This window comes from Arthrobacter sp. Z1-9 (assembly GCF_054792695.1).
Genome location: NZ_CP096456.1, coordinates 4,093,830 through 4,109,371 on the forward strand (window position 1 = coordinate 4,093,830; position 15,542 = coordinate 4,109,371).

Annotated in this window: 12 protein-coding genes; 3 read left to right on the plus strand and 9 right to left on the minus strand. The window is 65.9% G+C overall.

The window, feature by feature from the left end; genetic code table 11:
• Window positions 1–307 precede the first annotated feature (307 nt).
• From M1D93_RS18905 to M1D93_RS18925, 5 genes are read right to left on the minus strand one after another with little or no spacing between them, the layout of a single operon-like run.
• Complete coding sequence (locus M1D93_RS18905; RefSeq protein ID WP_461172969.1) at window positions 308–1,354, minus strand: siderophore-interacting protein; 1,047 nt, start codon at window positions 1,352–1,354, stop codon at window positions 308–310.
• Window positions 1,351–2,178, minus strand: a complete 828-nt coding sequence (locus M1D93_RS18910) for an ABC transporter ATP-binding protein (protein WP_461172970.1) — start codon at window positions 2,176–2,178, stop codon at window positions 1,351–1,353. The genes M1D93_RS18905 and M1D93_RS18910 overlap by 4 nt, the downstream gene beginning before the upstream one ends.
• Before the next feature lies 1 nt (window position 2,179).
• On the minus strand, window positions 2,180–3,328 hold the full coding sequence (locus M1D93_RS18915; protein ID WP_461172971.1) for a FecCD family ABC transporter permease: 1,149 nt from the start codon (window positions 3,326–3,328) through the stop codon (window positions 2,180–2,182).
• The gene (locus tag M1D93_RS18920) at window positions 3,325–4,416 is read right to left on the minus strand and encodes a FecCD family ABC transporter permease (RefSeq protein WP_461172972.1); all 1,092 of its coding nucleotides are present in this window, start codon (window positions 4,414–4,416) and stop codon (window positions 3,325–3,327) included. Before M1D93_RS18920 ends, M1D93_RS18915 begins: the two co-directional genes overlap by 4 nt.
• Window positions 4,417–4,426: 10 nt before the next feature.
• Window positions 4,427–5,518, minus strand: a complete 1,092-nt coding sequence (locus M1D93_RS18925) for an iron-siderophore ABC transporter substrate-binding protein (RefSeq protein WP_461172973.1) — start codon at window positions 5,516–5,518, stop codon at window positions 4,427–4,429.
• A gap of 195 nt (window positions 5,519–5,713) precedes the next feature.
• Between M1D93_RS18925 and M1D93_RS18930 the strand changes: the two genes are divergently transcribed.
• Entirely contained in the window at window positions 5,714–6,205 is a 492-nt protein-coding gene (locus M1D93_RS18930) for an FBP domain-containing protein (RefSeq protein WP_461172974.1), read from the plus strand.
• A gap of 72 nt (window positions 6,206–6,277) precedes the next feature.
• Here M1D93_RS18930 and M1D93_RS18935 read toward each other — a convergent pair whose 3' ends face one another.
• From M1D93_RS18935 to M1D93_RS18950, 4 genes are all read right to left on the minus strand, one after another.
• Window positions 6,278–6,988 carry a hypothetical protein gene (locus tag M1D93_RS18935; RefSeq protein WP_461172975.1) on the minus strand — a complete coding sequence of 237 codons (711 nt, stop codon included), beginning with the start codon at window positions 6,986–6,988 and terminating at the stop codon, window positions 6,278–6,280.
• Between the two features lie 193 nt (window positions 6,989–7,181).
• Window positions 7,182–10,661, minus strand: a complete 3,480-nt coding sequence (locus M1D93_RS18940; protein WP_461172976.1) for an ATP-binding protein — start codon at window positions 10,659–10,661, stop codon at window positions 7,182–7,184.
• On the minus strand, window positions 10,658–11,416 hold the full coding sequence (locus M1D93_RS18945; RefSeq protein ID WP_461172977.1) for a DUF4194 domain-containing protein: 759 nt from the start codon (window positions 11,414–11,416) through the stop codon (window positions 10,658–10,660). The genes M1D93_RS18940 and M1D93_RS18945 overlap by 4 nt, the downstream gene beginning before the upstream one ends.
• Window position 11,417: 1 nt before the next feature.
• Window positions 11,418–12,866, minus strand: coding sequence for a DUF3375 family protein (locus M1D93_RS18950; protein ID WP_461172978.1), 1,449 nt, complete (start codon window positions 12,864–12,866; stop codon window positions 11,418–11,420).
• Between the two features lie 231 nt (window positions 12,867–13,097).
• Between M1D93_RS18950 and M1D93_RS18955 the strand changes: the two genes are divergently transcribed.
• Both M1D93_RS18955 and M1D93_RS18960 read left to right on the plus strand, forming a co-directional pair.
• Complete coding sequence (locus tag M1D93_RS18955) at window positions 13,098–13,400, plus strand: hypothetical protein (RefSeq protein ID WP_461172979.1); 303 nt, start codon at window positions 13,098–13,100, stop codon at window positions 13,398–13,400.
• A gap of 58 nt (window positions 13,401–13,458) precedes the next feature.
• Entirely contained in the window at window positions 13,459–15,498 is a 2,040-nt protein-coding gene (locus tag M1D93_RS18960) for an acyl-CoA dehydrogenase family protein (RefSeq protein ID WP_461172980.1), read from the plus strand.
• Window positions 15,499–15,542: the final 44 nt, after the last annotated feature.

The following is a 15,542-nucleotide window of genomic DNA, read 5'->3' on the forward strand; positions in this document are numbered from 1 at the left end:
GCCGCAGGGACTGATGGGGCGTTGGGGATTAAGCCGCAGGGACTGATGGGGCGTTGGGGATTAAGCCGCAGGATCTGATGGGGCGTTTAGGCGGTAGCAACAAAGATAAGCGACGCATCGAGCCGGCAGCGCTCTTTTGCGTAGGAGCGCATCGCCGACCGGAGCGAAGTGAGGCCGCCCGCGGCCGAAGGAAGCGGAAGGAGGAAGGGCGGACCCGCGGGCCCCGGACTGAGCTTGCGAAGTTTGGGCAGGGTCCAACCGCTAAGCGACAGCAAGTCGGCAGTTACGGCAACCCGACCAGGGAGCGTTAACCTTCGGCTTTGCCCTGGCGCCAGTACCCCATAAAGGCAACCTGCTTCCGGTCGATCCCAACGTCGCGGACAAGGTACCGCCGCATGTCCTTGATCACCGCAGCTTCACCGGCGATCCAGGCGTAGAACGGCATGGCACCGGCAGGCATGTCAGGGTTTTTGGTGGCCTGGATCTCGTCCGTCTCCATCCGCTGGGGAGTCTCCCAAAGGATGTCCACGTCCACGTTGACGTCCTCCGGCTCCGGCCCAGCGGCGCCGTCAGCGGCTTTGATGGCCACCCACCCGGGCACCCGAACCGCCTTGCGCACCGCTTCCTGCAGCAGCTCGCCGTGCGGCCGGGACCGTCCAATCGCGGCACCGCGCGCGAGCCAGGTGACCTCGATATCGGCGGGCGAGGACAGTTCGAGGAAGTCGCCTGCCTCGGGGACCTCCAGGAAGGCGTGTCCGGTCATGTAATCCGGCAGGCTTTCCAGGATGGCGGAAATGGCAGGGACGGCCGTCTCATCGCCGGCGAGGAGAATGCGCTGCGCCAGTCCGGGCCGCCATTCGATGCCGCCGTAGGCCTCAGCCGTCAGGCACTGCGCGGCGCGGTTATTCGGGCCAATAAGGGTGATGGCATCACCGGGCTTGGCATTGAGGGCCCAGTTGGCGGCAGGCCCGCCGTTGCCCTGGCTGTCGAAGTGCATTACGAAGTCCACGTCGATCTCCGGGTACACGGTGTCCAGGCGGGCATGGCGCACGGTGTAGGTGCGCATGGAGCCGCGCACTGCCGGGTCCATGGCCAGCCATTCGCGGTACCAGCCGGCGTGGCTCATTTCAAACGCCGGCAGCGGCAGTTCTGTGCCGTCCGCGGCAAGCGAGGGGATCATAAGCTTGATCCGGAGGTCGAGGGTGTCACCGTTGACACCGAAGTCCCGCAGCGAGTACCCGCCGAACGTGATCCGGCGGAAGTTGGGGCTGAGTTCCTGCACCGAGGAAACAGTAACCTCGAACGCCAGGGTCATGGGCTCGGTGGAGGCGGCGGCAATATCGCTAGTCTTCATGAAACGAGCTCCAGTTCGTTGGCGGGGACGTGGTGTCGGCCGATCGGAATGATCAGGGGGGTTCCGGAGACGGGATCCGGGATGACGCGGGATTCTAGGCCGAAGACGTCGCGGACCAGCCCTTCGGTGACCACGTCCTGCGGCGCGCCTACTGCCACCACCGCGCCGCCCTTCATGGCGATCACGTTGTCTGCGTAGCGGGCGGCCAGGTTCAGGTCGTGCAGGACGATGGCCACGGTGGTTCCGCGCTGCCGGTTCAGGTCAGTCACCAGATCCAGGACTTCCACCTGGTGGGCAAGATCCAGGTAGGTGGTGGGCTCGTCCAGCAGCAGGACGTCGGTTTCCTGGGCCAGCGCCATGGCAATCCAGACCCGCTGCCGCTGCCCGCCCGAGAGTTCGTCCACGTTCCTCTCCGCGAGGGCCAGCGTTTCCGTGGCTTCGAGCGCCCGCTGCACAGCGAGATCATGTGGGGACATGTCCCCCTCGCTCCAGCTGCGGAAGAAACCCTGGTGCGGGTACCGGCCGCGGCCCACCAAATCGCGGACCAGGATGCCGTCGGGCGCGGTGGGGTGCTGTGGCAGCAGGCCAAGGGTGCGGGCCAGTTCCCGCGCCGGGCGTGAGTGGATGTCCTTGCCGTCCAGGGTCACGGCGCCGGCCGCGGGTTTCAGGAGCCGGGACAGGCCGCGAAGGAGGGTGGACTTCCCGCAGGCGTTGGCTCCCACGATCATGGTCACCCGGCCTTCGGGAATTTCGGCGGTAAGCCCGTCCACCACGCAGCGCTGATCGTATTTAAGCGTCAGGTCCTTGGCGTTGAGAACTGCCACGTCAGGCATCCTTTCGGTTGGCCGTGACCAGGAGCCACAGCAGGAACGGGGCGCCAAGCGCGCCGGTGATCACACCCACCGGCAGCGCCGTGCCGTCCAGCAGCAGGGGGGCAAGGTTAGCGGCGACGTAATCTGCGGCGAGGACAATCAGGGCGCCAACCAATGCCGACGCCGGAAGGCTGGCTTTGCCGGTGAAGCGCCGGGCGATGGGCCCTGCCAGGAAGGCAACGAAGGAGACCGGGCCGGCCGCCGCCGTCGCCACTGCTGCCAGCGACACCGCAATGATCACCAGCGCCAGGCGGGTGGCACCTACCCGGATGCCCAGCCCGGCGGCGGCGTCGGGTCCGAGTTCCAGGATTCGCAAGGGCCCGGCGATGGCAACAACTGCCGGGATAAGGACGGCGAGGGAAAGGGCAAGCATACCGGCCCGGTCCCAGTTGGCGGAATTCAGGGATCCGTTGAGCCAGACGAGGACGTCCGCGGCGGTGCGGATATCCGCACGGGTCATCAGGAAATTCACCACGGCGTGCAGGGCGGCGGCGATTCCTACGCCCGCCAAAATGAGCCGGTTGCCGGCGGCATCACCGCGGTTGGTTCCGCGCAGCGCCCCGCCGCTGGAGATCGCGTAGATGATGGCGGCCACGCCGAGCGCACCTCCGAGCGCAGCACCGGAGACCGCCGCGCCGGTGGCACCGAACACCACGATGGACACCACCGCTGCAGCGCTGGCGCCGTAGCTGATGCCGATGATGTCGGGGCTGGCCAGGGGGTTGCGGAGCATGGTCTGGAACAGGGCGCCGGCCAGGCCGAACGCGAGGCCGATCATGGTGCCGATGACAGCCCGCGGCAGCTTGTTCTCCATCACGATGAAGCTTGCGCCGGGGATCTTCTCTCCGCCGGTAAGGTGCGCGAAGAGGATCTTGAAGAAGTCCGGGACGGTGACCGTGTAGCTGCCCAGCAGGATGGAAACAGCAAACAGGATCACGACGGCGGCTGCCAGGAGGGCGGTCCGGTTCAGCAGCTGCCTCCCCCGGCTCTGCCCTATCACTTTTGGTCCCTTGGGCCCGGTTTTGGCAGCCGTAACTGATAGCGCAACGGGGGTCGCGGCGGGTTTCCTGTCCTGGGCGAGGGTCCCTGCTTTCGAAATCATAGTTCCGCCCCCTTGCCCCGGCGGATGAGCCAGACGAAGACCGGCGCCCCGATGAGGGCCGTCATGATGCCGGCCGGGACTTCGCCCGGAAGAAGTACCACGCGGCCGATGATGTCCGCGCCGAGGAGCAACACGGGTGCCAGCACCAGCGAGAACGGCAGGATCCAGCGGTAATCCGGGCCCGTGAGGAAACGGACAGCGTGCGGGATGACCAGGCCAACAAAGCCGATGGGGCCGGCCAGTGCGGTGGCCGAACCGCACAGCAGCACGATTCCGAGGGCGGTGATGCCGCGGACCAGGCCTACCCGCTGGCCGAGGCCGCGGGCGATGTCGTCGCCGAGCGCCAGGCTGTTAAGGATGCGGCCGCTCAGCAGCACGATCAGCGCCCCGGCGGCGAGGAACGGCAGGCCAGGCAGCACGACGGACCAGTCCCGTCCTGCCACGCCGCCCACCTGCCAGAAGCGGAACCTGTCCAGGGTGTCCTGGCTGGAGACAAGGATCACGTTCATGAGCGAGAACAGGCCCGCGTTCAACGCTGCGCCTGCCAGGGCCAGCTTCACCGGGGTGGCACCGTCCCTGCCCAGGGAAGCGATGAGATAGACGACGACGGCCGCAACTGCTGCCCCGACGAAGGCAAACCAGATGTAGCCGGAGAACGTGGCGACACCAAAAACGTAGATACCTGTCACCACAGCCAGGGCAGCCCCGGCATTCACGCCCATAATGCCGGGATCGGCCAGCGGATTGCGTGCCACGCCCTGCATGGCGGCGCCCGCAAGGCCGAGGGCTCCCCCGGCGAGGATGCCAAGGACGGTCCGCGGGATGCGGGCCTGCACCACGGCGTGGTCGCCGTTACCGGGATCAAAGGCGGTCAGCGCCTGCACTACAGTGCCCAGGGGCAGCCCCCTGGCGCCGATGGCCAGTGAGGCACCGGCCAAAAGTGCAAGTACGACGACGGCGGCCAGCAGCCAGGCGGCGCGCTTCCCCCCGAAAGCGCGGCTGCGGGGCGGGCCATCAGGTCCTTGTGCCGGCAGTGAGGTGCCGGCACCCCCCTGCCCGGGGGCCGCCGTCGTCGTACTTTGCGTCATGGAAGGGTGCTTACTTCACTGTGTCCGCTGCGGCGGCCAGCTGCGGCAGGAACGCGTCCAGCGACCACGGCAGGCTCAGCGGGGAAGCCGCCGAGATGGACAGCGTCAGCGTGTTGTCTGAATCGGCAACCAGGGCGCCGTTCTTGATGGCCGGAATCTGGCTGAGCAGCGGATCCGCCTTGATGGCGTCGGCCGTGGAGGCGTCCGGAACCCAGGTCACGAACACGTCGGACTCAAGCTCGTTGGCCTTTTCCGCGGACCACGCGATGAAGAAGTCCGAACCGCTCTTGGTGTTCTGCTCCACCACGGGAGCGAGCTTCATGCCAATGTCAGAGAGGAAACGGGGGCGGTTGTCGATGGCGGTGTAGACGTTGACGCCGTCGCCCTTGGCCGGCTCGAGGTTGCCATAGATGAAGCTCTTGCCCTCAATCTGCGGGTACTTGGCAACCTTCTCCTCGATGGTGGCCTCGGTGTCCGAGATCAGTTTGGTGGCTTCGGCGTCTTTGCCGAGGGCCTTGGCGATGATCGAGGTGGAGTCCTGCCACGAGGTTCCGTAAGCCAGCTCGGGGTGGGCCACGACGGGCGCGATCTCAGTGAGCTTCTTGTAGTCCTCTTCGGTGAGGCCAGAGTAGGCGGCCAGGATGACATCCGGGGCGAGTTTGGCGATCTCGGTGAAGTTGATGCCGTCAGCTTCGGAGTATTGGACAGGAGCCTTGTCGGAACCAAAGCCGGCGCCCAGGTCTTCCAGTGCTGCGTCCTTCCAGGGGGTGGAGCCCTGGTCGTTGCCGCCCCATTCAGTCTTGGGAACGCCGACCGGCACAACGCCCAGGGCGATGGCGACGTCGTCGTTGACCCACGAGACGGTGGCAACACGCGTGGGCTGCTTCTCGATGGTGGTCTTGCCGTAAACGTGCTCGATGGTCACCGGGAACTGCGAGCTGCTGGAACTGGCTGCGCTGGCGTCAGTGGTGGAGGAGGCAGGGCCAGTGGCGCAGGCGGAGAGGGTGAGCGCCGCAGCGGCCAGAACGGCCGTAGCCTTGCCGGCTGACTTGAACAGTGTGCGGCGCGTGGCGCCGGGCCCGGAGAAGAGGGGGGAAGTCACGAAACTCCTTAAGTGAATGAAGCGAACTTAAGTAAGGCTAGCCTATCCTCCGGACCATTACGCAAGGTTTGTGTGTCTTATTCCCTATCGTGACCAAAGACACATCCCCTCCCGGTGGAATGGCCTTGGACAGGGAAGATGCGGTTTGGCAGGATTCCCTGCCACGGGTTTAGCCCAGTTTCGAAAGTCTCAATAGTGCAATCCATCACGCCTCAACACATCCGCTCATCGTTCAATGCCAGCCGCTCCGAAGCCGCCAGGCTCACCCTCCCCAAGGATTTCGACTCCCTCGACTGGGAGAGCCTTGACTTCCTGGGGTGGCGGGACGAAAAGATGCCACTCCGGGGTTACCTCGTGGCTCCAGCGTGCAAAGGCCTCACCGGAATCATGCTGCGCGCGCCCGAAAGCGGCGCCCGGAAAAACCGCTCGGTACTCTGCGAACTATGTCGGGACGTGTTTTCCAAGGAAGACGTGCCCCTCTGGGTCGCGAAGCGGGCCGGACAGACCGGCCGCGACGGCAACACCGTCGGCACGCTGATCTGCGCCGATTTCCTCTGTTGCGGCAACGTCCGCAAGGAACCGCCGGCCAACGAAATCAATCCGGACCCGGCAGCCGTGGTCCTCCGGCAGATCCAGGGCCTGCAGGACCGGACTGCCCAGTTCCTGGCGCGGGTGCAGGGCAGTTAGCCGGCGCAGGCCAGACTGACGCAGAGGAAGCCCGCCCTCACGGATGCGGGGGCGGGCTTCCTCAACTGCGGGTCAGCGGTAGGAGAAGTTCATCAGCACCGACTTCAGTGCCCGGCCTTCGTCACTCAAGTACCAGGTCTGCGCTGCCTCATCACCTGCGAACCGCGGTTCAGTAAACAGCACATCCGCAGTCAGAATGCGGTCGCCGATCCTGACAAGGCCGTATTGCACCTGCCCGTCCGGCGAAACTGGCGATCCCGGCGTCAGTCCCATCCGGTAATGAGTAACGCCATCAGCTCGATCAATGAAGAACGAAGAGCTGGGCGTGGGAACAGAAGCGCCGATCAGTCCCCGTACCGGATCAGTCTCAATTATGGTCCTGGAGACGTTACCGGCCGTAGCGTCACCAACCTGGCTGTAATAGATGTTGATCTGTTCCTTACCGCTGGCATCCAAGACGGTCGCCGTCTCCACTGCGGGGGACGCCGAAACCTGTTCATGCTCCACGCGCCAGCCCTCCGGGTGGGCAAAGGACAGGCGGCCATCTGCGAACGTGAAGGTCACCGGCCCCCTGGGAACGGGAGAAGAGGTAGCGGCCGGAACGATGGAGGCAGGGGGACTTTGCGTAACTGCCTCGGCAGCAGGGCCGGTGGAGGAACCGCCGGCGGGGCTGGTGGATGAAGCGCCGTCCCCGGTAGTGCCGTCAGCCGCACAGCCGGCGAGGGACAGTGCGGCAGCGGCGGTGGCTGCAAGGAAGAAGTTTGCGCGGCGTGCTGGGCGCATCGGTGGTGCCTTTCAAGGGAAGGCCGCCAACCCGTCAGGCGTCAGATGCAGGACCCAGCGTTCCACAACTGCCCGGTGGGAGGACGACGGCAAGTGCTGATGCCGACCAGCATGGCACCGGGACAAGGCCTTTCAATAGCTCCCAAGCAATATATCCATCGATTTGTTATAGAGCCGATCCGTTGATAACGGGCTAGCGCAAAACGATATCCACCGGGTTCGCTTCCGAGCGCCAGGCCCCTTCTTCGCCCGGCCGCGGCCGGATCACCGGCGCCGTCAGCACGCCCGAACGGTTCGTGCGCTTGTCGCGCAGGATCTCGGTGACCGAGCCAAGATGCCGGGACAGGTCGATGACATTTTCAGGGGCCGCCAGCAGCAGTTGGAACCCGAATTCGTGCAGTGCCTTAATTCCGGCCCCGGCGAACTCCTCGGATGCCAACACAAACGCCTCATCCATCATCACGGTGCCGTAGGTGGTGAAGCCCTGCTCCGCGATGCCCAGCTGGTAGCTCAGCGCGGCGGCCATGATGAACGCTGTAAAGCGCTGACGCTCGCCACCGGACATGGATCCAGTGTCCGCGTGCATAAAGACCTCGGTCTTCTTTGCCCCGCCCTTTTTCCCCGACGCCGGCCCGGCAACTTCCCGGTGCTCCTTGCACTGAATGAACAGGTGCCCGCGCACGTCCAGCACCTCCGCCCGCCACCGCCTGTCCTCCGGCGCCTGCGAGCCCAAGCGCTTGACCAGGGTTTCCAGGGACTTGTAGCGGGCGGTGAGCTCCGCGTCGTCGTCCCTTTCCCCGCTGGTGCCATCGGACCTGCCACTTTCGGGCTTCGCCGGCCGCGTGTGCCGGGCCTTGAGCGCATTCTGGATGGCGTCCTTGAACTGCTTGGCGGTGGGCGGGAGTGTCTGCTTGATATCCAACTCCAGGAAGCTGCCCTCGTGGAAGTTGACCTGCGAGAGAATGCCGTTCAGCGGGAGGATCCGGCTGGTGATCGAGCGGCGTTCCTCATCGAGCAGATGCAGCAGCGTGCTGAAGGATTCGTGGGTGCGCTGGTTGAAGAACTGCCGGAATTCCGCTTCCTGGGCGGGCAGGCCGTCGCTGACAATCGCGTGGTAGCGGGTTTCGAACTCGCCGGCAGCACCGATGGTGGTGCCGTGGTCGGCCGAAATGGCGCTGCCCCACTCGCGGACGAAGCCCTCGAAAATCCTGGTCAGGCGCTCGGCGGTGGTTTGTCCGCGCGACTCCGCTGCGTGCAGTTCGCCCAGCAGGGCGGTCCGCACCCGGTTGGCGAGGTTGTCCAGCTCATGCATCTCCGTCACATCACCGAAATCGGCAAAGTACGGTTCCAGCGCCGTGACGGTCTCGTCCGACGGCGGCGCCTGTGCCAGGCGGTCCCGGGCAGCTTCCAGCAGGGAATCTGCAGCCGTCAGCTGCCGGTCCAATGCCTTGTACTCGCTCTGCAGGACAGCGGCGGCCTCGGTGCTGGACTGGTGCTTCTGCCGCACTTCCTCGATGGTGGCGCGGAGGGGCTCGAGATCTGCCTGCGCTGCCAGGGCGTCCTTTAACCGCTGTTCGATCCTGGCAAGCTCGTCGGCCGCAACTGCCGCCGACACCTGCTCCCACGGACGATGGTCCTCGGCGATGCGGCGCAGGGCGTCGAGCTGCCGGCTCATCCCCTGGTGCGAGTCCTCGCGGGACTGCGCGAGTTCTGCCGCCTTGGCAACCTCCTGCCGCAGGTCTTCCACCTGGCCGGCAACGAGCTCCAGCTTGGCGGCGTTGTCGAAGCCGAGGACGTAATCCTGCCGGCTGGTGAACCGGTCGTCTTTTTCCACTGTGTGCCGGTTGCGTTTCACCACGCCGCCCAGGCTGAGGCCACGGTCCAGCACCGCCAGTTCGTCCGGCTCCTCCACGCAGGGGTACGCGAAGTCCAACGCGATCCGCTCGCGGATCCAGGACCCCGCTTCGCTTGCCACGCCCGTGGTGAGGATGTCCAGCTTGGTGAGCAGGTCGCCGTCGCGCACGTCCTCCAGCGCCAGCGCACCGCCGGAGAGCGGCTTGGAAACGTCCACTGCCCGCAGCGCGCCACGCACATTGTGGTCGTTGAGGTAGCGCGTCACAGCCGCGAAGTGCTCGCCCGGCACCAGCAGGGTGGTGGCGAGGTTGCGGAGCGCCCGCTCTGCGGCGGGCCGCCACCGCTCCTCCCCCTCGGCGAGGTCCATAAGTTCGCCGGCGAACGGCATCCGGTCCTCGGGAATGCCGGTGGCGGCAGCGATCGCGGCCCGGTTTTCAATGCTCGACGGCGGCAGCAGCGACTTGCGTGTCTTCAGCGACACGAGCTCCTGCTCAGCCGCGGCCAGCTCCCGCTTCTTCGTTGCGTGGGCGTCGAACGCTTCAAAGCGGAGCTCCTGCAGGGCCTGGGAATCGTCCTTGAGCTCGGCAGACCTTGCCGCCGCCTGCTCGTGCGCCTGCTCCCAGCCCTCGGGACTCCACTCAAGCTGGAGGCCGGCGTCGGCCAGCGCCTGGCGTGCCGCGTCTTCCACCTGCTGGCGAAGCTTCAGGCCCATCCGGGCGTTTTCCAGTGACTGTTCGATTGCGGAGATGGCGTTGCCGCCCTGGTTGTTGTAATCCGCCTCCAGCTGGCGCAGCTCCTTGGCCAGGCCGTCCCGGACTGCGCGCTCGACGCCGAGCTCCTTGGCCTTCGCCTGGGCCAGTTCCTTGAAGCGGGCCAGCATCTTCTGGTGGACCGAGACGGCAAGCTGCTGCTTGTAGGCCTCGAATTCCTCGCCGGCGAGGTCCCGCAACCGGTTCGCGTCCAGCAGTGCCTGCGCGTACTCCCTGTTCAGCCCGGGCACCGGGGCCAGCTGGTCCCGCTGCTGCCGGACGTCCTCGAGCCGCTGCCGGATGGACATCAGGTTGCTGAACTCCTCGACGACGTCATCCGCTGCCGTGAGGGTAGCCGGAGCATCCAGGACCTGGTCCCGGAAGAAGGTGTTGACGCTGCCGCCCAGGCCCTTGCCCGCCTGGATGACGCGCAGGAGCGGAAGGGCCTGGTCCGAGTTGATGCCCAGCAACCGTCGGAAGCGCTCTGCGAACGCCTTGTGCACATCGAAGACCTGGGCCTCCGGAAAAATCGTTTCCAGGGCAACCTTGGTGAACCGCTTGTCCGCGATGCCCTCAAGCGCCTCCAGGTCCAGCGGCTGGTGGTCGATGAGGTAGAACCGTCCGACGCTCGACTCCGTGCCGTTCTTTGGCAGGTCGAACAGCGCCGATACCGTCACCCGGGTGCCGGCCGCGTTGTCGAACGTCAGCGCGACCGCGGACCAGGTAGCGCCCGGCCGCTGGAACGCACTGGCCGAGCCCTCGCCCACAGCCTTGTCCCCCACCTTGCCGCGCATATACGTGAACGTGGTCCGCTTGTCCTCCACCGCACCGCCCGAGCGCTGGGCTGCGGCCTCGTTGGACCGTGGCCTCGCATCGAAAACCCGGAGCATGGCGTCAAACAGCGTGGACTTGCCCACGCCCGAGTTGCCCGTCAGCAGCGTCCCGTTCCGGTCCACGTGCATCGTGTGGGCACCGTGGAACGTGCCCCAGTTGACCACCTGCACCAGCGCAAGGCGCATTTGCCCCGGATTGGTCAGCTCGCCCAACGGCAGCATGGTTGCAATGCTCACTGGGCATCCTCCGCTTCGGTGGCGTCCTCGGTTTCGACAGGCTCAGCCACGGGGTCCCCGTCGAGCTCCAGAAGCGCTTCGGTGCCGGTGGAATCGGTTGTGGCTGCTGCCAGGGCTTCTATTTGGGCGGGAATGTCACCGATGTTTTCGAAGGGGAGGGCCAGGGGCAGGGCGTTGGAGATGGTGTAGACGTCGTCAAGGCCCGTGGGCAGGAGCAGTTGGCGGGCCAGGAGCTTGGTGATGGCCCGGTTGACCACGTCCGAGTCACGCAAGGCGTCCTGCTGGCCTGCGGGCTGGTAGTGGGTGACCAGGTCGGCGATTTCCTCGCGGGTAATGGTGGGGTCGGTCTGCGCGGTGACATGCCGGTCCAGCAGCAGGCGCATCCGCAGCAGGACAATGGTCTCCACCCGGCTGAGCGAACGCTGCTGACGCAGGATGCTGGAGCGTGTGCTGCCGCCGATGGCGTCGGGATCGACCGGGCGCAGGACCGCGATCTTCCGTTCGTGGTCCAGCTGCATCGTAAGGAACAGCTCCGAGAGCCGGCTCCGCAGGATGATCTGGTTGTCCAGCAGGACGGTCCAGAGCTTCTCGTCCCGGCCGCCGTCCACGTAGGGACCCTTGAGGAGTTTCACCAGCGCCTGCCGCACCTTCATGGTCAACACGCCCGTGTCGCCGGGGAAGAGGGCGGCACCGTCGACGAAGGTGTCGCGGGGGGAGACCGGTCCGGGGTACCCAGCGTTTGAAATCTCAGTCATGTCAATCCTTTGGAAGCGTGACCAGCGGCAGGTAGGCCCTGCGCGTGGTGCCGTCTATCTGTTCGAAGTCCAGGGCATCCAGGGCGTCCCGATCAAAGCCGGCCCCGGCGTGCAGGGCGTGCGAGAGGAGCGCCCGGATGGTGTTGATGTGCTGCTCCTCGGGCGGCAGCTGCTGCCACGCCTCGGAAAGGGTGGAAGCACCGGCCAGGGCAGAGCGGATAACTGCCGGCTTGGCCTTGCCGGTCCTCGGCGAGCGCACCCGGTCCGAGTCGCTGAAGGCAATGGGGTCGGCAAGTTTGGGCGGCGCCGCGAACTCGTCCGGGTCAAAGAGCTTCACCATGGACAGCGACTCGAATCCTGCGTTAAAGAGGACGGGCCCGCGGACCAGCCCTGGCCGTTCCCGTTCGTACGGCAGGGAACGGATGGCCTGTTCAGCTTCCCGGAGTACTTGCCGGAGCCGGACCGACTGGCGGAAGTCATCGCTTTGGACGTAGGTGTTGAGGCTTTCGCTGAGCTTGCCGTAAATCCTCTGGATCTGGCTGTGCTGCTGCCGGAGTTCTGCCACCAGGTTCTTCAGGGTTTCCCGGTCTTCCGGGGAGAGGTCGTCCGCGAACTGCCTGCTCAGGACCTCGCCGATCGCGGACCGGAACCGAAGCTGCTGCTGCGGGTCCTCCAGGAACGCGGTGAAGGAACGGAACGTCCTGCCCTCCGGGCTCTGGCGCAGGCGCTTGTCGGCCTCCAGCACCTGCGCCATGGTGGCGCCCTTGGTCAGCGACTCCTCGATGATCTGGTTGCGCAGATCGCCCACCAGCTCCTCGATGCGGTCCCGCATCTTTTTGTAGTCGGCGGGCAGGCTCGCGGCGAGGTCCAGGATGTTTCCGGCGGCTTCAACTGCCTCGTCGTCATCCAGCACGCCGTCAAACTCGCCGGAACTGATGTCCTGGATCAGCTGCTGGCGTTCTTCGATCTCCTCTTCCAAGGACTCAAGGCGGGCACTCTGGTCCGGATTGGTCTCATTGGCGAGCTTCTCGACGTCGCCCAGCAGCGTGCCAAGGCGCGAACCGTTTAAGGTGGACCGCTCGCTGGAGAGGCTGTCCAGGAACGCAAGCACCCGCGCGGCCGGTTCAGTCACTTCGTAAACGATCTGGCCTGAGTGGTTCCGCCGCGTCAGGAATTGCCGGCGCGTCCACTCGTCGCCGAAGGCCTTCCCGTTGGCACCGCCTCCCAGCCCGGGCTCCTGCCGGCGGAGCTCCTCCAGGAAGGAGTCGACGTCGGCGTGGAACTCCTCAAGCGGCAGTTGCGGCCGGGTGCGGGTAAAGGATGCCTGCAGCACCGCGATCACCCAGGGGGCGGAGCGCGTCAGGGCCCAGGCGGGTCCTTTGGTGAGGAGTTCGAGGTCCCGGAGCCGGGCGCTGATGGCGTCAGCGGATGACCTGGCGGAGCGGGGCACACACTCTCCTTGGGCTGTTTAGAGGGGCGGGGCAGGGCCTTCAAACGGAAAACTGCCAACAACAAGGTTAACGCAGGCCGCCGCGACCGCTCCGTGACCTACTTCGCCGTAGTATCTCGATCCAATATCAAGAGCCCGTTAAGCCTGCTCCGGCTCTGGCTGGGCAGGCCGACTACCCCTACGCTCATGCTACTGACTTCGACCAAAGCAATGATGCAAGCAGGGGGACTCATGCAGTTCGATCTAAGCGCAGTGGAAACAGCCACCTTGGTGTTCGCGGGCACCTTGGTGTTCGCCTTGATCCTGGCCATCTTCGTTATCGCCGCAGGGCTGACAGCACTGGTGCTGCTGGGCACCGGAAAGCTCGCGTGGACAGTGGTTTCGAAGTCACTGCTGGCCGTCGTCCACGGCATTAACGCAGGCTGGGACCGGCTGGTGCACCGGGCCGCCGCATTCGACGCCGCCGGAGACTTCCAGGGACAGTCCTCCCCTAGCACAGGAACTTACCCGCGGGTAATATTGAGAGACAGCTGAAGGGTTCTCCAACCCGGCGGACCTGGCTAAGAAAGCTATCCGGCCAAGGAGATGACCCATGAGCTCCGCCACAGACAGCCCCTCAAAGACCACCCCCGCCAGCTCCACCAACGACAGCGCAACCACGGACGCCCCGGCGGAGGAGACCCCGGTCCCGGCCGGCAAGATCGGTGCCGGCGTCACCGCGGACGAGGCCCGCGCCGTCGCCGAAGCTGCACGCGAAACCGGCTGGGACCGCCCGAGCTTTGCCAAAGGGCTCTATTTGGGCAGTTTCGACCTCAGCCTCGTCCATCCCTGGCCTACTCCTGACCCGGCAGACGTGGAACGAGGTGAAGCCTTCATGGCGCGCCTCCACGAATACGCGCGGACCATGGACGGGCGGATTATCGAGCGCGAGGCAAAAATTCCGGACGAATACCTTCGGGGCCTGGCCGGGCTTGGCGTCTTCGGGATGAAGATACCGCAGGAATACGGCGGTTTGGGGCTCTCCCTGGTGTACTACGGGCGGGCATTGGCGCTGCTCGGCAGCGTCCACCCCAGCCTCGGCGCCCTCCTTTCGGCGCATCAGTCCATCGGCGTGCCTGAGCCGGTCAAGGTTTTCGGCACTCCCGAGCAGAAACGGGAGTACCTGCCGCGGTGCGCAGCGGGTGCCGTTACAGCGTTCCTCCTGACGGAACCTGACGTGGGCAGCGATCCCGCCCGAATGGGCAGCACGGCAACGCCCACGGCCGACGGCGAGGCCTACCTTCTGGACGGCGTCAAGCTGTGGACCACCAACGGGGTGATCGCCGAACTGGTGGTGGTAATGGCCGTGGTTCCGGGCCGCACGGACGAGGACGGCACCAGGCATAAGGGCGGCATCAGTGCGTTCGTGGTGGAGATGGACTCACCGGGAATCACCGTGGAAAACCGGAACTCCTTTATGGGCCTGCGGGGCATCGAGAACGGGGTCACGCGGTTCCACCAGGTGCGTGTCCCGGCCGCCAACCGGCTGGGTAAGGAGGGCCAGGGCCTGAAGATCGCACTCACTACACTCAACACGGGCCGGCTCTCCATCCCGGGCCTCTGCGTCGGCTCAGGCCGCTGGAGCCTCAAGATTGCCCGGGAATGGTCCAATGCCCGGACGCAATGGGGCAGGCCCGTGGGCGAACACGAAGCCGTGGGCAAGAAGTTAGCCTTCATCGCCGCGTCCGCCTTTGCCCTGGACGCCGTCTTCGAGCTCTCCGCCGAGCTTGCCGACGCCGGGCAAAAGGACGTGCGGATCGAGGCAGCCCTTGCCAAGCTCTGGTCGACGGAGATCAGCTGCCGGATTGCTGACGAGCTGGTCCAGATCCGCGGCGGCCGGGGATTCGAGACAGCGGAGTCGCTGGCGGCGCGCGGTGAACGTGCGGTACCGGCCGAGCAGCAGCTGAGGGACCTGCGGATCAACAGGATCTTTGAGGGTTCCTCGGAGATCATGCGCCTGCTGATCGCCCGCGAAGCCGTGGATGCCCACCTTGCCGCCGCGGGTGACCTTGCGTCCTTGGACGCGAGCCTTTCCGACAAGGCGAGGGCCGCCGTCGGCGCCTCCGGCTTTTACGCCCGCTGGCTCCCCAAACTGGTGGCCGGCGCCGGCATGGATCCGCGCTCGTACGGTGAGTTCGGCCGCCTGGCCAAGCACCTGCGGTTCGTGGAGCGTTCATCACGGCGCCTGGCGCGGCAGACCTTTTACGGCATGGGCCGGTGGCAGGCCAAGCTGGAACGCAAGCAGGCCTTCCTGGGACGTGTGGTGGACATCGGCGCGGAACTGTTTGCCATGACGGCATGCTGTTCGCGGGCGGAGATGCTGCTCCACACTGCCCCCGAGAAGGCCGCGGGCGCCTACGACCTGGCGGAGGCGTACTGCGACCAGGCCCGCGTGCGGGTGGACGAGTACTTCGACCAGCTGTGGCGGAACACCGACGACGGCGACCAGCGGCTGACCCGGAAGGTCCTCGCTGGGGACTACACATGGCTGGAGGCGGGCGTACTGGACCAGTCGGAAGGTACGGGTCCGTGGATCGCCGACGCCTCTCCCGGGCCCTCTGAAAGGGAAAACCTGCACCGCGACTACCGCTGACGCCACTGGTCACAAAATAGTAAGCATCCTTGCTATCGCTGCGT

Bases quoted from the DNA above. Each gene is read 5' to 3' on its own strand.
- M1D93_RS18905 (WP_461172969.1), bottom strand. From the start codon at position 1,354: ATGAAGACTAGCGATATTGCCGCCGCCTCCACCGAGCCCATGACCCTG.
- M1D93_RS18915 (WP_461172971.1), bottom strand. From the start codon at position 3,328: ATGATTTCGAAAGCAGGGACCCTCGCCCAGGACAGGAAACCCGCCGCG.
- M1D93_RS18920 (WP_461172972.1), bottom strand. From the start codon at position 4,416: ATGACGCAAAGTACGACGACGGCGGCCCCCGGGCAGGGGGGTGCCGGC.
- M1D93_RS18945 (WP_461172977.1), bottom strand. From the start codon at position 11,416: ATGACTGAGATTTCAAACGCTGGGTACCCCGGACCGGTCTCCCCCCGC.
- M1D93_RS18955 (WP_461172979.1), top strand. From the start codon at position 13,098: ATGCAGTTCGATCTAAGCGCAGTGGAAACAGCCACCTTGGTGTTCGCG.
- M1D93_RS18935 (WP_461172975.1), bottom strand. From the start codon at position 6,988: ATGCGCCCAGCACGCCGCGCAAACTTCTTCCTTGCAGCCACCGCCGCT.
- M1D93_RS18960 (WP_461172980.1), top strand. From the start codon at position 13,459: ATGAGCTCCGCCACAGACAGCCCCTCAAAGACCACCCCCGCCAGCTCC.